This is a genomic window from Kitasatospora paranensis, from assembly GCF_039544005.1.
Classification (GTDB): domain Bacteria; phylum Actinomycetota; class Actinomycetes; order Streptomycetales; family Streptomycetaceae; genus Kitasatospora; species Kitasatospora paranensis.
Window position 1 is genome coordinate 2,124,229 of sequence record NZ_BAABKV010000001.1, and the last position, 17,925, is coordinate 2,142,153.

The 17,925-nt window shown below is 74.1% G+C and carries 13 protein-coding genes and 2 pseudogenes; 6 read left to right on the forward strand and 9 right to left on the reverse strand.

Translation table 11 applies throughout. The features are described from left to right. The first annotated feature begins 180 nt into the window (after positions 1 to 180). Both ABEB13_RS10615 and ABEB13_RS10620 read left to right on the forward strand, forming a co-directional pair. Positions 181 to 789, forward strand: coding sequence for a helix-turn-helix transcriptional regulator (locus ABEB13_RS10615; RefSeq protein WP_345709624.1), 609 nt, complete (start codon positions 181 to 183; stop codon positions 787 to 789). 212 nt (positions 790 to 1,001) lie between these two features. Then, positions 1,002 to 1,409: a hypothetical protein gene (locus ABEB13_RS10620; RefSeq protein WP_345705291.1), complete on the forward strand. Its 408-nt coding sequence runs from the start codon at positions 1,002 to 1,004 to the stop codon at positions 1,407 to 1,409. 88 nt (positions 1,410 to 1,497) lie between these two features. Here ABEB13_RS10620 and ABEB13_RS10625 read toward each other — a convergent pair whose 3' ends face one another. The 7 genes from ABEB13_RS10625 to ABEB13_RS10655 all read right to left on the reverse strand — a co-directional run bounded on the left by ABEB13_RS10625 (position 1,498) and on the right by ABEB13_RS10655 (position 9,298). Beyond that, positions 1,498 to 2,238 (reverse strand): non-ribosomal peptide synthetase, encoded by a 741-nt coding sequence (locus tag ABEB13_RS10625; RefSeq protein ID WP_345705292.1) that lies wholly within the window; start codon positions 2,236 to 2,238, stop codon positions 1,498 to 1,500. Between the two features lie 319 nt (positions 2,239 to 2,557). Further along, on the reverse strand, positions 2,558 to 4,375 hold the full coding sequence (locus tag ABEB13_RS10630) for a hypothetical protein (RefSeq protein WP_345705293.1): 1,818 nt from the start codon (positions 4,373 to 4,375) through the stop codon (positions 2,558 to 2,560). Beyond that, entirely contained in the window at positions 4,372 to 4,992 is a 621-nt protein-coding gene (locus tag ABEB13_RS10635; RefSeq protein WP_345705294.1) for a sensor domain-containing protein, read from the reverse strand. The genes ABEB13_RS10630 and ABEB13_RS10635 overlap by 4 nt, the downstream gene beginning before the upstream one ends. Positions 4,993 to 5,368: 376 nt before the next feature. After that, complete coding sequence (locus tag ABEB13_RS10640) at positions 5,369 to 5,596, reverse strand: hypothetical protein (RefSeq protein WP_345705295.1); 228 nt, start codon at positions 5,594 to 5,596, stop codon at positions 5,369 to 5,371. A 57-nt stretch (positions 5,597 to 5,653) separates the two neighbouring features. Continuing rightward, complete coding sequence (locus ABEB13_RS10645; protein ID WP_345705296.1) at positions 5,654 to 7,606, reverse strand: hypothetical protein; 1,953 nt, start codon at positions 7,604 to 7,606, stop codon at positions 5,654 to 5,656. After that, positions 7,603 to 8,448: a protein phosphatase 2C domain-containing protein gene (locus tag ABEB13_RS10650; RefSeq protein WP_345705297.1), complete on the reverse strand. Its 846-nt coding sequence runs from the start codon at positions 8,446 to 8,448 to the stop codon at positions 7,603 to 7,605. The genes ABEB13_RS10645 and ABEB13_RS10650 overlap by 4 nt, the downstream gene beginning before the upstream one ends. 166 nt (positions 8,449 to 8,614) lie before the next feature. Next, positions 8,615 to 9,298 (reverse strand): vWA domain-containing protein, encoded by a 684-nt coding sequence (locus tag ABEB13_RS10655; protein WP_345705298.1) that lies wholly within the window; start codon positions 9,296 to 9,298, stop codon positions 8,615 to 8,617. A 154-nt stretch (positions 9,299 to 9,452) separates the two neighbouring features. Here ABEB13_RS10655 and ABEB13_RS10660 point away from each other — a divergent pair, with 154 nt between their 5' ends. The 3 genes from ABEB13_RS10660 (at position 9,453) to ABEB13_RS10670 (ending at position 14,907) form a co-directional block, all read left to right on the forward strand. Continuing rightward, on the forward strand, positions 9,453 to 11,885 hold the full coding sequence (locus tag ABEB13_RS10660; protein WP_345705299.1) for a helix-turn-helix transcriptional regulator: 2,433 nt from the start codon (positions 9,453 to 9,455) through the stop codon (positions 11,883 to 11,885). Between the two features lie 40 nt (positions 11,886 to 11,925). Continuing rightward, positions 11,926 to 12,885, forward strand: coding sequence for a DUF6801 domain-containing protein (locus tag ABEB13_RS10665; RefSeq protein WP_345705300.1), 960 nt, complete (start codon positions 11,926 to 11,928; stop codon positions 12,883 to 12,885). 201 nt (positions 12,886 to 13,086) lie between these two features. Continuing rightward, positions 13,087 to 14,907: a DNRLRE domain-containing protein gene (locus ABEB13_RS10670; protein ID WP_345705301.1), complete on the forward strand. Its 1,821-nt coding sequence runs from the start codon at positions 13,087 to 13,089 to the stop codon at positions 14,905 to 14,907. A gap of 100 nt (positions 14,908 to 15,007) precedes the next feature. Here the strand turns inward: ABEB13_RS10670 and ABEB13_RS10675 are convergent. Both ABEB13_RS10675 and ABEB13_RS10680 read right to left on the reverse strand, forming a co-directional pair. Then, a pseudogene (locus tag ABEB13_RS10675) lies at positions 15,008 to 15,391 on the reverse strand (nuclear transport factor 2 family protein); the annotation flags it as partial. Between the two features lie 782 nt (positions 15,392 to 16,173). Next, a complete protein-coding gene (locus tag ABEB13_RS10680; protein WP_345705302.1) occupies positions 16,174 to 16,908 on the reverse strand; it encodes a GNAT family N-acetyltransferase in 735 nt (244 codons plus the stop codon). Positions 16,909 to 17,188: 280 nt separating this feature from the next. Between ABEB13_RS10680 and ABEB13_RS40465 the strand changes: the two are divergent. Next, positions 17,189 to 17,857: pseudogene (locus ABEB13_RS40465) on the forward strand (AfsR/SARP family transcriptional regulator); the annotation flags it as partial. Positions 17,858 to 17,925: the final 68 nt, after the last annotated feature.

Consider the following 17,925-nt stretch of genomic DNA (forward strand, 5'->3'; position numbering starts at 1 on the left):
CGGAACCGTCGAGCAGGCCCTTCGTACCGTCGGCCGTCGCGGCCGGCTCTGGGAGGCGTCCGCCGGCCTGCTGGCCGAGCTGCGCCTGGCGCAGGGCCACCCCGACGACTGCCTGGACCTCGTCCGCGCCGTGGCCGAACCGGGCCGTCCGGTGCCCCTGCCCGCCCTGCGGGCCGCGTGGTGCAGTACTGCCGCCCGGGCCGAGGCGACCCGGGGCGACCGTGCCGCGGCCCGGCACTGGGCCGCGGCCGCCACCGAGGCGGCCGAGGCCGTGGAACTGCCGGGCCAGCGCGGCTACGCCGCACTCGCCCAGGCCTGCGTGCGGACGGACGACCCCGACGCCGCAGCCGAACTCTGCCGCTCCGCAGCCGACCTGTTCGCCGCCGCCGGCCTCTCCCCGCCGAGGCCCGGGCCCGCCTGCTGCTCGGCCGCAGCCTCGCCGACGGCCACCGGCTCGACGAGGCCGCGCTCGCCGTCGGTCGGGCGAAGCAGCTCGCCGACGCCTGCGGAGCAGCCCATCTCGGTGTCCTCGCCGTCCATGCCCAGCGGCGGATCGGCGGTCACCGCCCCCGCCCCGGCCTGCGTGCCCCCGCCCACCCCGCGTTGTCGGAACAGGAACGCCGCATCGCCGAGCTCGTCGGCCGCGGCCGGAGCAACCGTGCCATCGCCACCGAGCTCTTCATCTCCGTCAAGACCGTCGAAGGCCATCTGACCCGCATCTTCCGCAAGCTCCACGTCACGTCACGGTCCGGGCTGACCAGTGCCCTCGGCCTCCTGGACGCCGCCTGAGCGGTGACGCCACCGAGCCGGGTGCTGCGTAGGGGATTTCCGTGATCCTACGGATGCCGGCCCTCCCTCCGACCGGAAAGGATCACCGCGAGCGAAGAACTCGACCCGGCCCATGGCCCTGCTCGCCCCGCACGCTGCCGGGCGGGCGCGTCGAGGACATCAGCGCTCTGCTTCGAGCAGCAGAACCACAACGGACAATTTGGAGGCTTCGTATGGGCCTGGCGGAACGCCGCAGCGTCGAGCGGTTCAAGAACGACGACTACCCGGGCTGGAAGTCCCGGATCGACGCGGCGGCAGGGTTCGACGTGCCGATCGAGGTGGAGTGGCAGGAGCTGGCCGTCCCCGACTACGCCGACAGCTACGCCGAGTACTTCCCCCAGGTGTACTTCCAGCCGCTGGTGGACGCGTTGAGCGCGGTCGGCGCCGATGACATGGGCAAGGACGCGCTCCGCGAGGGGGTCTCGAAGGTCGTCGTCAGGAACACGGGTGAGTACTTCAGCCCGACCGGGATCTCCTTCACCGACGGCGTGCTGACGTTCGACCACAAGTCGGACACCAACACCCACCACGTCGAGGAGCGCACCAAGCGCCTCCAGGAGGTCCTCGAAGCCGGGCTCTGACCCCGACGAGCCGTGAGGGTCCGCCGGTGAACCGGCGGACCCTCACGGTCACGATCCGTGCCCCGGGCGGTATCCCGGCCGGACGCCGCTACTGCAGGAGCTCGGCGTGCGGATGGTCCGGCGACGCGGGGCAGGCGTAGATCTGCTGGTTGCAGCCGCCGGCGAGGCCGATCATGGTGGGGGTCGCGGGAGCGGGGTAGCCGGTGGGCGCCGCGGCGGCGGCCCGGTCCTCGTACGGGATCCAGCCGGGGCCGTTCGGCTGCCACTCGTAGGAGGCGACGGTCAGCATCGGCTGCATCCGGCTGCCGCACGCGCAGCAGTGGAGCGGCCGCGGGTCGGTGGCGCTCCAGGAGGGCAGGCCACCGACCTTCCAGCCGGGGGAGACGGCCAGCTCGCGGTCGTAGTAGGCGTCGTCACCTCCCCCGGCACCGGTGCTGCCCGGCGCCGCGGCGACGGCCTGCCGGGCGCTCCACGCGCGGACCTCCGCGCGCAGGTCCGGCTCGAGTTCCGCCGCCACGGGGTACTCGGTGACCTGCTCCGGGGCGAGCAGGCACGGCTCGGGCACGTAGTCGTCGTACTGGACGGCGGCCGGCTCCGGGGGCGCGGTGAGGATCTCGGCGACAGCGGTGACGGACCGCCAGAACAGCGCCGTCCTCGGAAGGCCCGTCGGTCGGTGGTCGAACGGGCACCACAGCACCTGGAGCAGGTCCGCCCGGCCGGGCGGCCGGAGGGCGGGCACGTCGCGCACGTACAGCTGGGCGAGGGCCAGCATGGCGACCGGTCCGGCCGGAGGACGGCCGGCCCCGGCCCCGGCCGTCGCGGGCACCATCCGCAGAGGCCACCCCGTGTCGCCCGGCGGCCGGCCCCGGGCGCCGGCTCGGACCTCCCGCTGCAGCCGCACCTCCCCGGCGAAGTCGGCGGCAGCAGGGGCGATACCCGATGCGGGCAGTCGCAGTGCGGCCACGGCTCGTCGGCCGGCCAGAGCAGTGGCCCCCGACGGAGCTGTCCTGCCGGGACGGCGACCCGGGCCGCGGGTGCAGCCGGGTCGCCGCGCGGGCCAGCGGCGCCAGCCGGGGAAGACCGCCGCGATGTCGGCCGGCCGCGGCGGGGTGGTGCGGGACGCACCGCCCCGCGCGCCGTTGCGGTTCTCAGTTCCCAAGGTTGGCTCCGCCGCCTTCCGGCACGTTCTCGACGGTGTCCGCGAAGAAGAGCGGCCAGGTCGCTCCGTCGGGCAGCTGGATCATGGCCGTCATCGAGACGGCCCACGGAATGGTGCTGGTGTCGTCCTTGTAGAGGGGTTCACCACGTACTTCACCGCCGCGCCCGCGGGCAGGGCCGCATAGGCGCCGACCCGCTGCACCGCCTTCGCCACCAGTGTCTCGTAGGGCCGCATGCCGTAGCTGGTGATGTTCGCCCCGAGCTGCCGGCACGGGAAGAGGTTCGACCAGGACTGCCTGTCGCCCTTCCCGCCGAGTTGCCGGGCGATCAGGTGGCACCGGGCGAGGGATCCCGCGGGCGCCTTCGCGGTCGCGTCCTGCCAGCCGGTGATGTCGCCCCCGGCCTCGGTCCCGTCCGTGCCGAGGGGGCGGCCAGGCAGGCCTGGGCCTCGCCGGCCCGGGTGCCGGGCCCTCCCCGGGGGGATATCTCCTTGTTGACGTGGTCCACGTTCTCGGACGTGTTGAGGATCCATCCGCCGCCGCTGACGACCCCGCGGGGATGGGCCACGCAGTCGGCCTTGCCGCCGGAGGTCGGGGACGGCGTGGCACCGGCCGCCGGTGCGGGGACGGCGACCGCCGGGACGGGAGTGACATGGGCGATGACGTACTTCTTGCCGCGGATCGTGACCGTGGTCGTCCTCCCCGCCCGGTGGCGGCCGTCAGGGCCGCACGGGCCGGACTCGCGGCCCCCGGGGTCTGCACCTCCAGTGCCGTGTACGTCCCGTTCCCGTTGCGGACCAGCCCGTCGTAGCTGACGGCCGGGCTGGTGAGCGGCGCCGCCTGGGAGGCGGGGAGCGCGGCGATGGCGCCGGGCGAGAGGAACGCCGTCCCCGGCCGCATGTCGACCGTGGCGCCGGTGCGCTCCGCATAGGCCCGCAGTGCGGCCTGCTGCGGCAGCCTCGACGCGCTGTCGCCGCCCTCGGCGGGGTCGTCGGCCCCCTGGCCCGCCGACCGGTCGGACTGCTGCGGCGGGCCGGCCGCGTCACCGCCCTGGTCCATGGCCGCCGCCGCGTCCGGCGGATTGTCCGCGAGGCTCTGCACGGCCGTGGCCATCTGCTGGAGCAAGTCCCTCCCCCGGGACTCCAGTTGCTGCTCATCCCGCTGCAGGGCGCTCACCTGCGCGTTGTGCGCCGTCATGGCGGAGGTGAGCCGCTCCTTCCCGGCGCCGAGCCGGGCCTCCTCCTCGTCGAGCTGGGACTGCTCGCCCCGGATGGTGCTCTGCTCGGCTTCGAGCGCCGCCTTCTCGGCGTTGAGCGCGTCCGCCTCGGCGCGGTACGCGGCGGACGCGGCGGCCTCCCTGGGCAGTTCGAAGGTGCTCTGTCTGCCGTTGTGGGCGGCGATCCTCGCATCCAGATCCCTCGAACGGGCGTTGAAGGCGTCGATCTCCTTGCCCACCGCGGAGTCCTTGCCGTTGTACGTGTCGGCTTCCTTGTTCCAGGCCGCGGACTCCTTGGTGATCTGCTCCGCTTCCGCGACCAGCTTCGCGGCCTGCCGGGCCGTCTCCGCCTCGCGCCGGTTGTAGTCCTCGACCTCCCGGACCAAGGCCGCGGAGGCCGCCTCGATGTCCGCAGGGGGTGACAGTGCGGTGACCGTGCCGGGCCGGGCCGCGACGGCCGCGACCCCGGTGTCCGCACGCGCTCGCGCCGCCGGACCCGCGACCGGCGCCAGGGCCGCCGCCAGGAGCACGCAGGCGATCCGCAGCGCGCCCCGCCCCGGGCGAGCGGCCCTCCGCCGCTTCCGCCCGGTCATGCGCTCACCTGCCCGGCGAGCGCGTCGGCGAGCTTCGAGGCGGTCGGCCGACCGTCGCCCGCCTCGCAGACGGCGACCTCGATCAGCGCCGCGCCCTTCACCCGTGCCTGGTGGTAACAGGCCCATCCCGCAACGGTGTTCTGGGTCGCGGTCCAGACGACGGCGACGGGGGTGGCCGGGTAGGCCGCGTAGGCCCAGGTTGTGGTCCGGCCGGCCTGGTCGGTGCGCGTCGAGGACGGACAGCGGCCGAGACCGGCGGTGAGCGTCCGGAGGGCCGCGCCGGCCTTCGCCCCGTCCGGGAACACCCCGACGACCTGGTTCACGGTGTAGGCGCCGCTGCTCCCGGCGTCCTGGTAGGTCGCCGACAGGAACGCCGTCCACGCGCGGCCGTAGACCGACTGGGTGGCCGGTCCCACGGCCACGGCGCAGTCCGCCGGGGACACCTCGATCGCGGCGTGCGGCCGGTCCGACCGGGGGCCGGGGACGAGCGTCGCCCCGGCCAGTCGGCTGACAGCCTCGGGCGGGAGGATGTCCGCCTGGACGGTTCCCGCGACGATGCGCGGCGCAATGGCTGCCGGCTGACGCGGCCAGACCCACCATCCGACGCCGGCCAGCACGAGGCAGGGCACCACCGCGGCCGACAGCAGCCGCCAGTGACGCAGGGCCCGAACGGCTCGGCGTGCGCGGGGAGTCTGCGGACGCGACGGTTGCGGGGCCCCCGCCGCCGGCTGCGGCGGGGGCGGGGGCGGCGTGCCGTGGACGGGGGCGGGCTGTGCCGGGGTGCCGGGCGCCGCGTTGCGCGCGGGCGGTGCCGCGGGGCCGGGCCGGGCGAACTGCGGCGGCACCGCCCTCGGGGTCTGCTGCCAGGTGGGGGCGCCGGGGCCGCCGGGCCCGGACCCCAGTAGTGCTTGGACATGCCGTGCTCCTTGTCGTGGTGGGCCGGCCGGCGCTGCGGTCCGTCGGCGGTGCCTCGGCCGTGGTGTCGGACGGGCGTCAGTGGTGGCACGAGGAGGCGAGCAGGAGGAGCAGGATCGCGACGACGACGAAGGCGAGGCAGCCGCTGCCGCCGTCCGGGTTCTTGGTGTTGGTCTCCACCTGGCCGCCGGGGACGATGCCGGCGTGCCGGTCGGCGTAGTGCGCGATCTGCTGCTGCTCGCCCTGGGACTGGGTGCCCCAGGAGGTCTTGAAGCCGCACTCGCCGCACCGGTAGCGGTATGCCATGTCAGTTCCTCGACTCTCTTGTTCCGATGGAGGGTTGTCCGCTGCGGGCACCCGGGGTCAGCGCCAGCGCCAGCAGACGGTGTAGCCGTAGGCGGGGTAGTCGGCGGATCGCCAGTAGGTGGAGCCGCTGGTGCCGCAGAAGGCGGGGTCGTCGGGGGTGCTGGTGCGCCCGGTGACGTAGACGTTGGACCTGCTGCAGCTGCCGACGTTGGTGAAGGTGGAGCCCGACTTGAACAGGCACTCGTTGACCGTGGCGTAGCCCGCGTCGTCCGGGAAGTTCATGGACAGGCACAGCAGGACGTCGAGCCCGGGGTGCCCGGCGGCGGGCATGGTGCGCCAGGAGTTGTCGTGCGGCCAGCTGTCGCACTTGGAGTGGTCGGAGGTGCCGCGGTAGACCGCCAGGACCTTGAAGTTGCCGGTCTGGCAGGCCTGGGTCGACCACGCGTCGGCGCCGGCGGCCCCGAAGACGCAGTCGCCCTGGCGGGCATGGTAGGAAGTGCCGCCGGAGCTCCGGTAGCTGAGGCACAGGACGCGGTTGTACAGGCTGGACGAAACGCTCTCGTCGCTGTTGGCGACGCCGTCGCAACTGTTCAGGTCGGTGCTGCCGGCATTGATCCGCACGACCTCGAACGCCCCGGGGACGCAGTCGCTGGCGGAGAGTTCGGCGTGGCCGCCGGTCCCGCTGTCGTGGAAGCAGTCGCCGACCCGCGCGGTGGCGACGGGGTCGGTCGGCGTCGGCGTCGGCGTGGGTGTCGGCGTCGGTGTGGGTGTGGGTGTCGGCGTCGGTGTGGGTGTGGGTGTCGGCGTCGGGGTGTCCGGGTCGACGGTGGTCGTCACCGGATCGGGGGCCGGGGTCCACGGCAGGCCGTGGAAGGATCCCGAGGTGTCGAGGACGGCCGGCCGGCCGCCGATCGCCCCGGAGGCGTCGGCCCGGGAGGAGTGCTGGTTGCTCACGACAACCAGCAGCAGGACCAGGGCGGCGGCGACCGCCCCGAGCACCTTGCCGGCCTTGGCCGCCGCGGTGGCGGACGGTGTCGGCGTCCCCGGGGTGGCGGGCGGCCGGCCGGGGCCCGGTCGGGCAGGGGACCGTCTCGGCTGCCGGGAGGCGCTCGGCGCGGTCCTGGCGGACGCGCCGACCGCAGCCGCGGCAAGTCGCTCGGCCCACGCGGCGGGTGTCGGCCGTCGTGCCGGGTCGGGGTCGAGCGAGGCGCGGGCCAGGTCGCCGAGCGCGGGACTGACGGCGGACAGGGCGGTGGGCTCGGTGGCGGTCTGGTCGCGGGCAAAGATCCGAACGGCGAGCAGAGCCAGTTTGAGGACGTCGCTCGCCCGGGTGGCCCGCTCCTCACCTGCGGGGACCTGCCAGTCGGGGGTCTCGGCCTGCGGCAGCACCGTCGCGCCGTGCAGGCGCACGGCGTCGCAGTCGATCAGGAAGCACGCGGGCTCGGGCGCCAGGCCGAAGAGCAGGTTCTTCGGGGAGACGTCGCCGACGGCGACCCCGATCCGGTGGAGCCGGTCCAGCGTGGTGGCCAGGTCGGCGAGCAGGAGCAGCCGGTGCCGGTCGCTGACGGCCAGTCCGATCCCGGCGATGTACGTGTCGTCGTTGAGGAGGTACTCCATGCTGGCCAGCCGCCGGGAGCCGGTCTTCGCGCCGGTCAGCGTCCGGAGCATGAAGTGGAAGCGGTCGGGCACCGCGCGCATCAGGAACCCGCAGGGCTGCCCCTGACGCCGGACCACGGCGGCCGGCCATGCGGTCTTCTCGCACAGCCAGCGCGCCTGTGCTCCGCCGAGGGTGCCGGGCAGGGCCGCCAGGGCGGCGAGCGCGGCGGCGTCGACAGCGGGCAGGACGGCGGGGCCGTACTCCTTGTAGACCACTTCCCAGTCGCCGTCGGCGGCGCCCTCGTTGATGCGCTTGTTGAGCACCTGGTGGACGGTGCCCTGGCCGCCCTGACCGAGTCGGTGCCCCAGGGCCAGGGCGGCGACGTCGACCGGCGCCGCGGGTTCGCTGCTCACCGCGGTTCCGCCTCGCTCCGGGGCCAGAGGGCCAGCAGGGTGCGGTCGTCGTCGAATGTCTCCCGGGTGAAGTCCAGTACGTGCCCGAGCCACAGCGGTGGCGGCGGGGCGCCGAGGCAGTGGGCGAACAGCGCACCGACCCGGCCGTCGCCCTCGCCGAGCGGGTCGCCGAAGCCGTCCGTGCCGACCAGCAGTGCCCCGGCCGCCTCCAGCCGTGCGGTGGCCGTTTCGAGCCGGTCGGGGATCCGCGGCAGCGGGGAGACCTCGTTGGTGACCAGCAGGGTGTCCGATCCGGTCTTCGAGTCGAACAGCGGCCGGTAGCCGCCGGTGGCCCGGTCGAGGATCCAGGCGCCGGAGTCGCCGATCCGGAAGAGCTCGACGTCCAGGCCCCCGGCGGTGGGACGCACCGCGCCGGCGACCAGGGTGGTCGCGTACAGCCGGGCCACGTCGGCGGGCCCGGGCTCCGTGACGCCGAGCCGCCACTGCGCGAGCTGCCGCAGCCGTTCGGCGGCGTGTGCGGCGACGTCGGCGGGGTCGAGGGGGCCCGGTGTCCGGTCGAGCAGGTGCAGGATCCGCTCGACGGCGGCCCGGCAGGCCTCGACGGCGCCCTGGTGCGACTCGGAGGCACTGGAGACGCCGTCGGCGACGGCGAACACGATGCTGTCGGTGGCCTCGTGCACGGCCGCTCGGGCCGCGTCCTGCCGCGGCTGGCGGTAGTAGCGGTGCTTGGCGCCGCGCACCGAGGCGAACCGGAGGGTGAGGGCGTCCGTGGACCAGCCGTCGCACTCGCTGTCGGGGAAGTCGAAGGCGTACTGGCTGGGCGGGCGGGCCTCGAACTCCATGCCCGGGACGCCCACCGCGATCCGCCGCCACGGCGCCGCACCCGGCCCGGACACCGCCGGGGGCGGGGCCGTGGGGAGGGCCGGGGTCGGGGGAAGGAGCGGCGGTGGCGGCACGGGCGGGCCGGGTGCGGGTGCCGGGTGGGCCCCGTCCCCCGGTGGGCCGGCGTCACAGGCCGACCTCGTCGATGGCCATGGTGAACTGGTCCGGGCGGTTCACGACCAGGTGCGGATCGGACGAGTTCAGGGCCTGACCCGAGGCCACCAGGCTCGCGGTGAGCGAGTGGAAGAACTCCGAGATCGCCCGGCCCACGTCGGCACCGGACTTGGCGACGAAGGCGAACTGGGGGCTGGTGGCGACCTCGACCATGGTCTGCGCCCGGGCGTCGCCGATGCCGCAGGCGATGATGTTCGGGGCGGCCGGGGTCCGGCGCCGGTCGGTCAGGGCGGCGTGCGGCGCGCGCCACGCGGATCCGTCGGTGGGCTGGCCGTCGCTGAGGAAGAAGACCACCGGGCGGTGCACCTTCCAGCCCTCGCCGCGCAGCCACTGCACGTCCGAGGGGATCCGCTGCAGCAGGTCGTCGAAGACGGCCCGGTAGTTGGTCACTCCGCGGATCGCCACCTGGGGCACGCCGGTCTCGGTGCGCATGTCGGCCACCGCGAGCCGGACCTGTACGTCGTCGGCGAAGCCGAGCACGGCCAGCCGGAGCTTGGCCGCGATCATCGGCTCCGCGCGCAGCCCCTCGCACAGGGACGCCACGCCGCCTCCCAGTTCGCTCCGGTACGGCGCCATCGAGCCCGATTCGTCGGCCACCACGTAGGCCGGCAGCAGGACGCCCTTCGTCTCCGCCATCAGAAATTCGCCTCCTTCACTTCCCTGCACGGACGGTGCGGGCGTCGCCGCCGGGGCCGCGGACGGGACCGCCGGGGCCGCAGGAACGAGTGGCCCGCACCGCTGATGCTGGCGTCCCCGCGGGGAAGTGCACAGGTCAAAGCACTGGTCATGGATGACCAGTTGTCAGGGTAGGCTCACGCCTGTTCCGGATCACGGGGAGAAGGGCCGGGCTGTGGGGGAATCGCTCGGGGAGTTGGTCCGCCGGCTGCGCAAGCAGGCCGGCATGACGCAGTTTCAGTTGGCCGAGCGCGCCGAGCTGGGCGAGCGCACGATCGGCCGGATCGAGAACGACAAGCCCTTCGACCACCGGCTCGGAACGGTCGCACGGCTCGCGGACGCGCTGGGCGCCGGCCCCGAGGACCGGCAGCGGCTGACGGCACTCGACGGCGCCGGGGAGTTACCAGCGCCGGAGCCGCCCGAGGCCCCGTCCGCCCCGTCCGCCCCGTCCGCCCCGTCCGCAGCGTCCCGGGCGTACGGCCCGCTCGCCGACGCCGCCGACGAGTTGGCCCGGGAGAGCAGGCGGCGGTGGCGGCGCGAGGAGGCCCAGCACCGGGTGCACCACCCCTTCGCCCTGCCGGTGCGGTGGCGGCGGGCGCCGGCGGAGGTGTCCGACCGGTCGGAGAACACCCAGCGCCTGGCCCCGGGTGACGCCTCGTCCGAGGAGGACCTGAGCGGGGACCTGCGCCGGGTGGCCGAGGTCTACCGGCGGATCCGGTCGGGGCGGCTGGTGGTCCTGGGCCGTGCCGGTTCGGGCAAGTCGATCCTGGCGATCCGGTTCACCCTCGACCTGCTGGACGCCCGGGCACGCTCCGAGCGGGTGCCGGTGATCTTCAGCCTCGGCTCCTGGGACCCGTCCGCCGTCGCCCTGCGCGACTGGCTGATCGACCGGCTGCTGCGCGACCACCCGCACCTGGCCCGCCGGGTCCCGAGCGGGAAGTCGCTCGCCGCGGACCTCCTCGACGACGATCTCGTCCTGCCGGTTCTCGACGGATTCGACGAGATCGCGGAGGGCCTGCGCGGCGAGGCGCTCGACGCGCTCAACCGCTCCGCGCTGCCGCTCGTCCTGACCAGTCGTCACGACGAGTTCGCCGGTGCCGTCCGGGCCACCCACGCGCCGCTCGCCTCGGCCGTCGTCCTCGAACTGCGCGACCTGACCCTCGACGACCTGCGCAACTACCTGCCCCGCACCGATCCGGCGTTCCCCGGCCCCCGCGGCGCCGACGGCACAGGCGCCACCTGGGACGCCGTCCTGGACGAGGCGCAGCTCGCGGAGAGCGCCGGGGGCGCGCACCTCGCCGCCGCACTGAGCACCCCGCTGATGATCGCCCTCGCCCGGACGATGTACAGCGACGACCCCGAACGCACACCGGGCGAACTCCTGGACACCACCCGGTTCCCCGACGCGCACGCCATCGAGGAACACCTCCTCGCGGGCTTCGTCCCCACCGTCTACCGGCCCCGGGCCCCCGAACGGCCCGACAACGGCCGCCCCCACCGCCCGCAGTGGGACCCGGAGCGCGCCCAGCGGTGGCTCGGCTACCTCGCCCATCACCTGGCCCGGCTCGACCGGGAGCGACAGGACCTCGCCTGGTGGGAACTGGGCACCAGCATGCGCCGTTCCTCGCGCACCCTCGTCGTCGGGTTCCTGGCGGGGCTGGCCTTCGGCGTCACGACCGCCGTCGGGAACGTGCCGGTGGACCTGGTCGCGACCTCGCACGGGCTCGGGTTCGCGATCGTGCGCGGACTCGTGGTCGGGCTCCTGCACGGGATCGCCGCCGGGCTGCTCTTCGGCCTCGTGTACTGGCACGCGTCCGCGCGCGAGGCCTTCAGACCGTCGCCGGTGCGCATCAGGCTCTCCGGCGGCGCCGGGCGGACGCCGGGGAAGGTCCGCGCCCGGTTCATGGTCGGACTGGGCGGCGGGCTGGCGGCCATGGCCATGCTGGTGGTCATCGACCAGGGCGTGGTCGAGCCGCTCGGGCTCGGGGACGGCCAGAGCGGCGACGGACTCACGACCGCGCTGCTGTTCCTCCCCGCGATCGCTCTCGCGACCGGGCTCGTGTTCGGCCTGATAGCCCTGCTCGAAGCTCCCATCAGAACCGAAACGGTCGTCAGCCCCGCCGATCTGCTGGACCTGGACCGCCGGAACGTGGCCTTCCACCTCGTCGTCTGGGCGCTCGTGATCGGACTCGAGGTCGGAAGCCTCAACGCCATCGCGTACGGGCCGCTGCGCGGACTGGAGGTCGGCACCGTGTTCGGACTCGAATCCGCCTTCGGAGCCGGGCTTGGCTACGGGCTCAGCCTCACCGCCTGGGGCCAGTGGGTGGCCCTGTCCCGGATCTGGCTGCCGCTCACCGGACGACTGCCGTGGGCCCTGATCGCCTTCCTGGACGACGCCCACCGGCGGGGTGTGCTCCGCCAGGCCGGCGCGGTGTACCAGTTCCGGCACGCCCGGATCCAGAGCCACCTGAGCCGGACCTACCAGGAACGCCACGAGCCCCGCCGACGGGGATCGCCGGGCGGCGAGGACCGGGCACAGGCCGCATGAGTCGTTCGGGCACCGCAGACGCGCAAGGGGAAGGTGGACCATGAGTGCCAGCCACGGGGAAAGCCGGAGGGCGAGGACCGCGCTCCGGGTCGCGACGGCATGGGGGGCCGCGAGCGGCATCGCGGGTGTCCTCGGGGCCGGGCCCGCGGCCGCACAGCCCGCCTCGCCGACGCTGCAGTACACCTGCACGTTCCCGACGATCGGCGGACAGCCCATCACCGCGCGCATATCCACCGACATCCCCACCTCGCTCGCGGTCGGCGAGTCCAGCCCGCGGTTCGCCATCCACGCGGCGGCCACGGTGGACGCGACCTTCACCTTCGGACTGCGCTACCTCCTCGGCGTGCGCATCATGGAGGGCACCCTGGACGCCGAGACCGACATCGCCGCACCCCAGGGCAGGATCGGCGTCCCCGTGCACCTCACCATCACCAGGACGAGCATCCCGGCCTCCGGCTCCTTCGACATCCCGGCGACCGGCACGGCACCCACCCTCACCTTCACCCGACCGGGCACCGCCCGGATCACCGCCGGCAACTTCACCCTGCACCTCGTCCCGGAGGACGCGAACGGCAAGGTCACCGGCCCGGGCAGGGTCGACGTGCCGTGCACGCTGAACACCGGACAGAACGACGTCGTGTCGTCGTTCGACATCACGCCGCCGCGCACGACGACCGGCCCGGCCGCCCCGGGAACGCCCGGCGGCCCCGGCACCCCCGGTACGGGCGGGCCGACCGCCCCGACGGCCACCGCGCCCGGCTCACCCGCCCCCACCGGCTCACCCGCGCCCACCGCCTCCGGCTCCGCGACCGCCGTGCCCTCCGGCGGCCCGGCGCCGGCCCCGGACCCGACGGGATCCACGATCGACGCCTCGGCGACGGGCGGCGCCGCGGCCGGCGGCGGGGGCACCGGCAGCACGGTCCTGTCGGCCGCGGCCGCCGCAGCGGCCGTGCTCGTCGGCCGGCGGACGAGGCGCCGACGCGCCTCCGACCACCGCTGACGGCGCCCGGGGCTCGTCCGACGGCACGTCGGGGCCCCTCGCCGACCCACGAACAATTCCCGTGCTCCGCACACGCCCTGACGCTAGGGTGGCCGCCGATGACGGCGCCCTCCGGGGCCTGGAGAGGAGTTCTCTGCTTTGAGACGACGATTGGGCATACGCACTGCCGCGGCCTGCACCGCGGCGGCTGCACTGGGGTCGGTGGGCGTGCTGGTACCCGCCTCGCCCGCGGCGGCGGCTTCCGTGGTCGCGCAGGCCCCCCAGGTTGCCCTGGCCTACACCGATGCGCAGGCGCCCACGACGGCCCACCCGGTCACCTCCGGGGACCTTCCCCTCGGCGCCTGGCTCGACGACTCGGGCACCACGCACACGTCCCGGGTCTACGCGACCTTCGACCTGGCCGGATTCGCGGCCGCGCACGTGCTGAGCGCCCGCCTCTCCTTCGGTGAGTCCCAGGCGGACTCCTGTGCGCAGCGCGCCATCGAGGTCTGGCAGACGGGGACGAAGGCCGGCCCCCTCACCTGGCGCAACGCCCCGGCCGAGAAGCAGCTGCTGGGCACCGTCGGCGGCAGCGAGACCTGCCCGGCGTCCTACCTGCAGCTCGACCTGACGAGCGCGGCCGCAGCGGCCGCCGCCGCGAAGAAGACCACGCTGTCGGTCGAACTGCGGCTGCCCGCGTCCGACGAGGGGAACGTCTCGCTGGGCCGCCGGCTCAGCGGCTCGCGCGGGGTCCGGCTGTACGCGACGTACAACACCCCGCCCGGGGCGCCCACCCAGCTCTTCAACGACAACCAGCCGTGCGCCACCGCGAAGCCGTACCCGTCCATGGGCGAACTGACGCCGGAGCTCTCGGCCATGCTCCACGACGCCGATGCCGGCTCCGGTGACAGCACGCTCACCGGACGCTTCGCCGTCTGGCCCGTGGGCCACCGTGACCGGCGCACGGAGTTCACCGAGAGCAGCATGGTCAGTGGCTGGGTGCGCAGCACGCACGTTCCGGCGGGTGTCCTCGCCGACGGGGGGACGTACGCCTGGCAGGTTCAGGGCGGCGACGGCACCGACACCTCGGCCTGGTCCAAGCCCTGCTACTTCCACGTCGACGCCGTCCGGCCGTCCGCGGCGCCCGTGGTGACGGCGCCGAACTACCCGCCGGACGAGTGGAGCGCCGGGGGCACCCCCGCCGAGTTCACCTTCACGGCGAACGGCGTGTCGGACGTGGCGGCCTACCAGTACGCGTGGGGCCCCGGCCTCGGCGTCGTCGGGACGAACATCGGCCCCTACGGCGTGCCGCAGTGGACCGACCCGTTCGCCGGGCCCGGCTTCGTCCGCACCGCCACGCCCGGCGGTTCCGCCTCGGTCACCCTGATTCCGCCCGACTCGGGCCCGCAGACCCTCTCGGTCCGCAGCTTCGACCGGGCGTTCGCCTCCTCGGCCGTCACGACCTACCGCTTCTACGTCCGCGACACCTCGCCCGTCGTGACGCCCGACACGCCCAGCCCGCGCGTCGGGGTGCCCGTCACGCTCCACCTGGCGCCGAACGCCGCCGTCCAGCCGGTGGACAGTTACACCGTGCAGGTGGGCTACGGCGCGGCGCAGACCGTGGCCGCCGCCGCGGACGGCACGGCGTCGGTGGCGATCACGCTGAACAGCACCACCCAGGTCGAGGTGCGCAGCCACAGCACGAACGGCTGGGTGAGCAATCCGTACCGCTGGTTCGCCACCGTCGACACCACGCCGACCGTCACGTCCGACATCTACGCGGAGGAGACGGACACTCCCGCGAGCGCCGGCGGCGTCGGGGTCACCGGCGTCTTCACCTTCGCGCCCAAGGTGCCGGACGTGGCGTCCTACACCTACTCGTTCGACTGGAATCCGGAGACGACCGTCACCCCGGACGCGACCGGCACGGCCCAGGTGTCCTGGGCCCCGGACGCGAGCGGCCCGCACATCCTCTACGCCTACGCGACCGATGCGCACGGGAAGGTGTACGACACCTATTACTACTACTTCGACGTGAACTAGCCGAGCGCCGAAGGTGATCGGGAGCGGCGGCGGCCCTCGGGCCGCCGCCGCTCCTGTCGTTCACGGACTCCCGGCACGGCCGGCCGGCCGGCTCACTCCCCGCCGCCTCCCGGGCGATGCGGTCGAACTGGGCGCCCATCGCCTCGGCGAGGGCCTGGGCGGCGGACAGGGGTCGGACCATGACGGTGAGTTCGTCGATCCGGCCGTCCTCGTCGAGGTGCAGGAAGTCGCAGCCCTGGACGGCCTTGCCGCCGACCGTCGCGGTGAAGACCAAGGCGTGGTCGCGGCCGTCCTCCTCGCCGATCTCGCGGACGTAGGTGAAGTCCTCGAAGACCCGCAGCACGCCGCGCAGGATCGCGGCGGTGATGGCCTTGCCCGGGTAGGGCTTGAACGCGACCGGGCTGGTGAAGACGACGTCGTCGGCCAGCAGCGCGGCGACCGCGTCCATGTCGCGGGCCTCGACGGCCTTGCGGAAGGGGTGCACGGTGCAGCCTCTCGGTGGCAACGGATCGATCGGGTGGTCCGGATGCTAGGCCGAGCCCGGCGAGGTGTCCAGGCCCTGCCCGTGCCCACGGGCACCGGGCCTGCGGCCGACGCGGTTTCGGGATGTGCGGCAACGGGAAAATCGGGAGGTACTGAGCATTTCGGGTGGCTGAGGGGGCGTCCCATGACCCACCGTGACTCCACGATCGACCCAATCGAGCCCATCGACCTTCCGGATCAGGATCCGCAGACCGTGCAGCGCCTCCGCTTCGGCGTCGGCGTCATCGGCTCTCTCCTGCCGATCGTCCTCCTGGTCGGGAACAGCATCACCTCGGCGCGGTTCGTGCTGCTCGCTTCCATGAGCGCGTCGTACTACACGCACATGCGCAACGTCTTCGTCGGCAGTCTGTGTGCGATCGGGGTCTTCCTGATCTGCTACCGCCACGACCGGCGCGAGGACCGGCTGAGCACGCTGGCCGGTGTGTTCGCGATCCTGGTGGCCCTCTTCCCCACCCTCCCGCCGAGCTCCCTCACGCCGCATCCGAGCGGCACGCAGACGACCCTCGGCGTCCTGCATCTCTGCTTCGCCGCCGGGCTGTTCGGCGTGCTCGCGTTCTTCTGCCTGCGACTGTTCCGCGATACCCGGGATCCCCGCGAGCGCCAGGACGCGCGCGTCCACAACTGGGTCTACCGGGTGTGCGGTTGGGTCATCGTCGGCTCCATCGTGGTGATCGCCGCGGCCGGTGTGCTGCACTTCGCCTGGGACTTCCCGCTGACCCTGACCTACCTGGGCGAGGCGGTGTCGGTATTCGCGTTCGGTGTCGCGTGGCTCGTGAAGAGCGAGGCGATCGTGACCGTCCCGTCCAGGAGCGCCCCGGGCCCGCCACCGCGTAGCGGGTACGGGCACGGACACGGACACGGCCGGCGGCGCTCAGATGAGCCCGCCGGTCGTGCCGTTGCGCCACTCGGTGGCGAGCACGGCGTAAACGAGGGTGTCCCGCCAGGTGCCGTCGGAGCGCCGGGCGTGGCGGCGCAGGGGCCCTCCCGGACGGCGCCGAGACCGGAGAGCGTCAGCTGGGAGCGGACGTCCAGGTGGTCGATCTGCCACTGGACGCGGCCGAAGCCCAGGTTCTCGAAGGCATGGTGGAGCAGCAGGAGGTGGGTCTCGACCGCCACCGGGGTCTCCCAGGTGGAGCGTGCGGCCCAGTGCCAGCCGATGTCCAGGCGCTCGTCGACGACCGAGATGTCCGTGTACGCGATCCATCCGGCGGCCCGGTTGGTTCCCGCGGGGATGATCGCGAAGAGCACCGCCCCGCCGGCGGACTGCTGGGCCAGCCGCTGCTCGACCAGCATGTGCATCTCGCCGAGGGTGTAGGGCGTGACCACGGGAAGCCACTGCCAGAGACCGTCGTCGCGGCTGCCGGCAAGGTGCAGATCGGGGACGTGCGCCGTGGTCAGCGGTTCCAGCCGGACATACCGGCCGTGCAGGACGACGGGCACGAGGGGCCGTGGTGCCATGCGGAGCAGGCTAACCCCGCCCGGCGATTCCGGACAGGGGGCGGCGGCCCCCGTCCCGGGGCCGGCCCGCGCCACCCACCGGCCCACAATCTCTAGCCCCACCCGGTGTCGGTGCGTGCTGCTGCCGGCCGGCCGTCGGATCGACGTGTCATCGGTGTTCCTCCCGTGGTGGGCCGCGCCCGGGCGGGTGCGGCGTGTGGCGTCCTGCGGACCAGCCTGCAGGCCGTCGGCCACAGCGAACTAACATGCCGCCAACAGAGAATTCCGAGCTGGGGAGCCCATGCCAGTCCTGTTCGGCCTGCTCGGTCCGCTGACCGTCCACGACGGTGTCGAGGCGCGGCCGGTCACCAGCCCCACGCACCGCTCGCTCCTGGCGCACCTGCTGGTGAACCCGGACCGCCCGGTCACCGCCGAGGCCCTGGTGGCCGTGGTGTGGGGTGAGCACCCGCCACGTACCGCCGGCGCCTCGCTCCACAACCACCTCGCCCGGCTGAGGCGGAGCCTCGGCCCGCGACTGGAGGACCGGCTGGAGTCCACCGCGTCCGGGTACCTGCTGCGGGTCGCGGAGGAGGAGCTCGACAGTGCCGTCTTCGCGGCGCACCTCCGCAGGGCCAGGGCCGCGCACGCGGACCGGGAGTGGCCGCATGTCCTGCGGGAGAGTGCCGCCGCGCTGGCACTGTGGCGCGGCGGGGGTGCGGGCGACCTGCCGCTCCCGGACGGCTCACCGGAGGCCGCCCGGCTCGCGGAACTCCGGCTGCAGGCGTTCGAGTGGCGGTTCGACGCGGAGCTCGAACTGGGCCGGCACGAGGGTCTGGCCGCCGAGCTGTCGCTGCTCGCGGCGGAGCACCCGCTGCGGGAGTCCTTCCACCGGCAGCTGGTCCTGGCGCTGCACCGCGCCGGTCGCCGGGCGGACGCGCTGGCCGCCTACCGCTCGCTGCGCCGCACGCTGGTGGACGAACTCGGGATCGAGCCGGGCGAGGCCGTCCGGCGTGCGCACCAGGAGGTGCTCGACGCGGA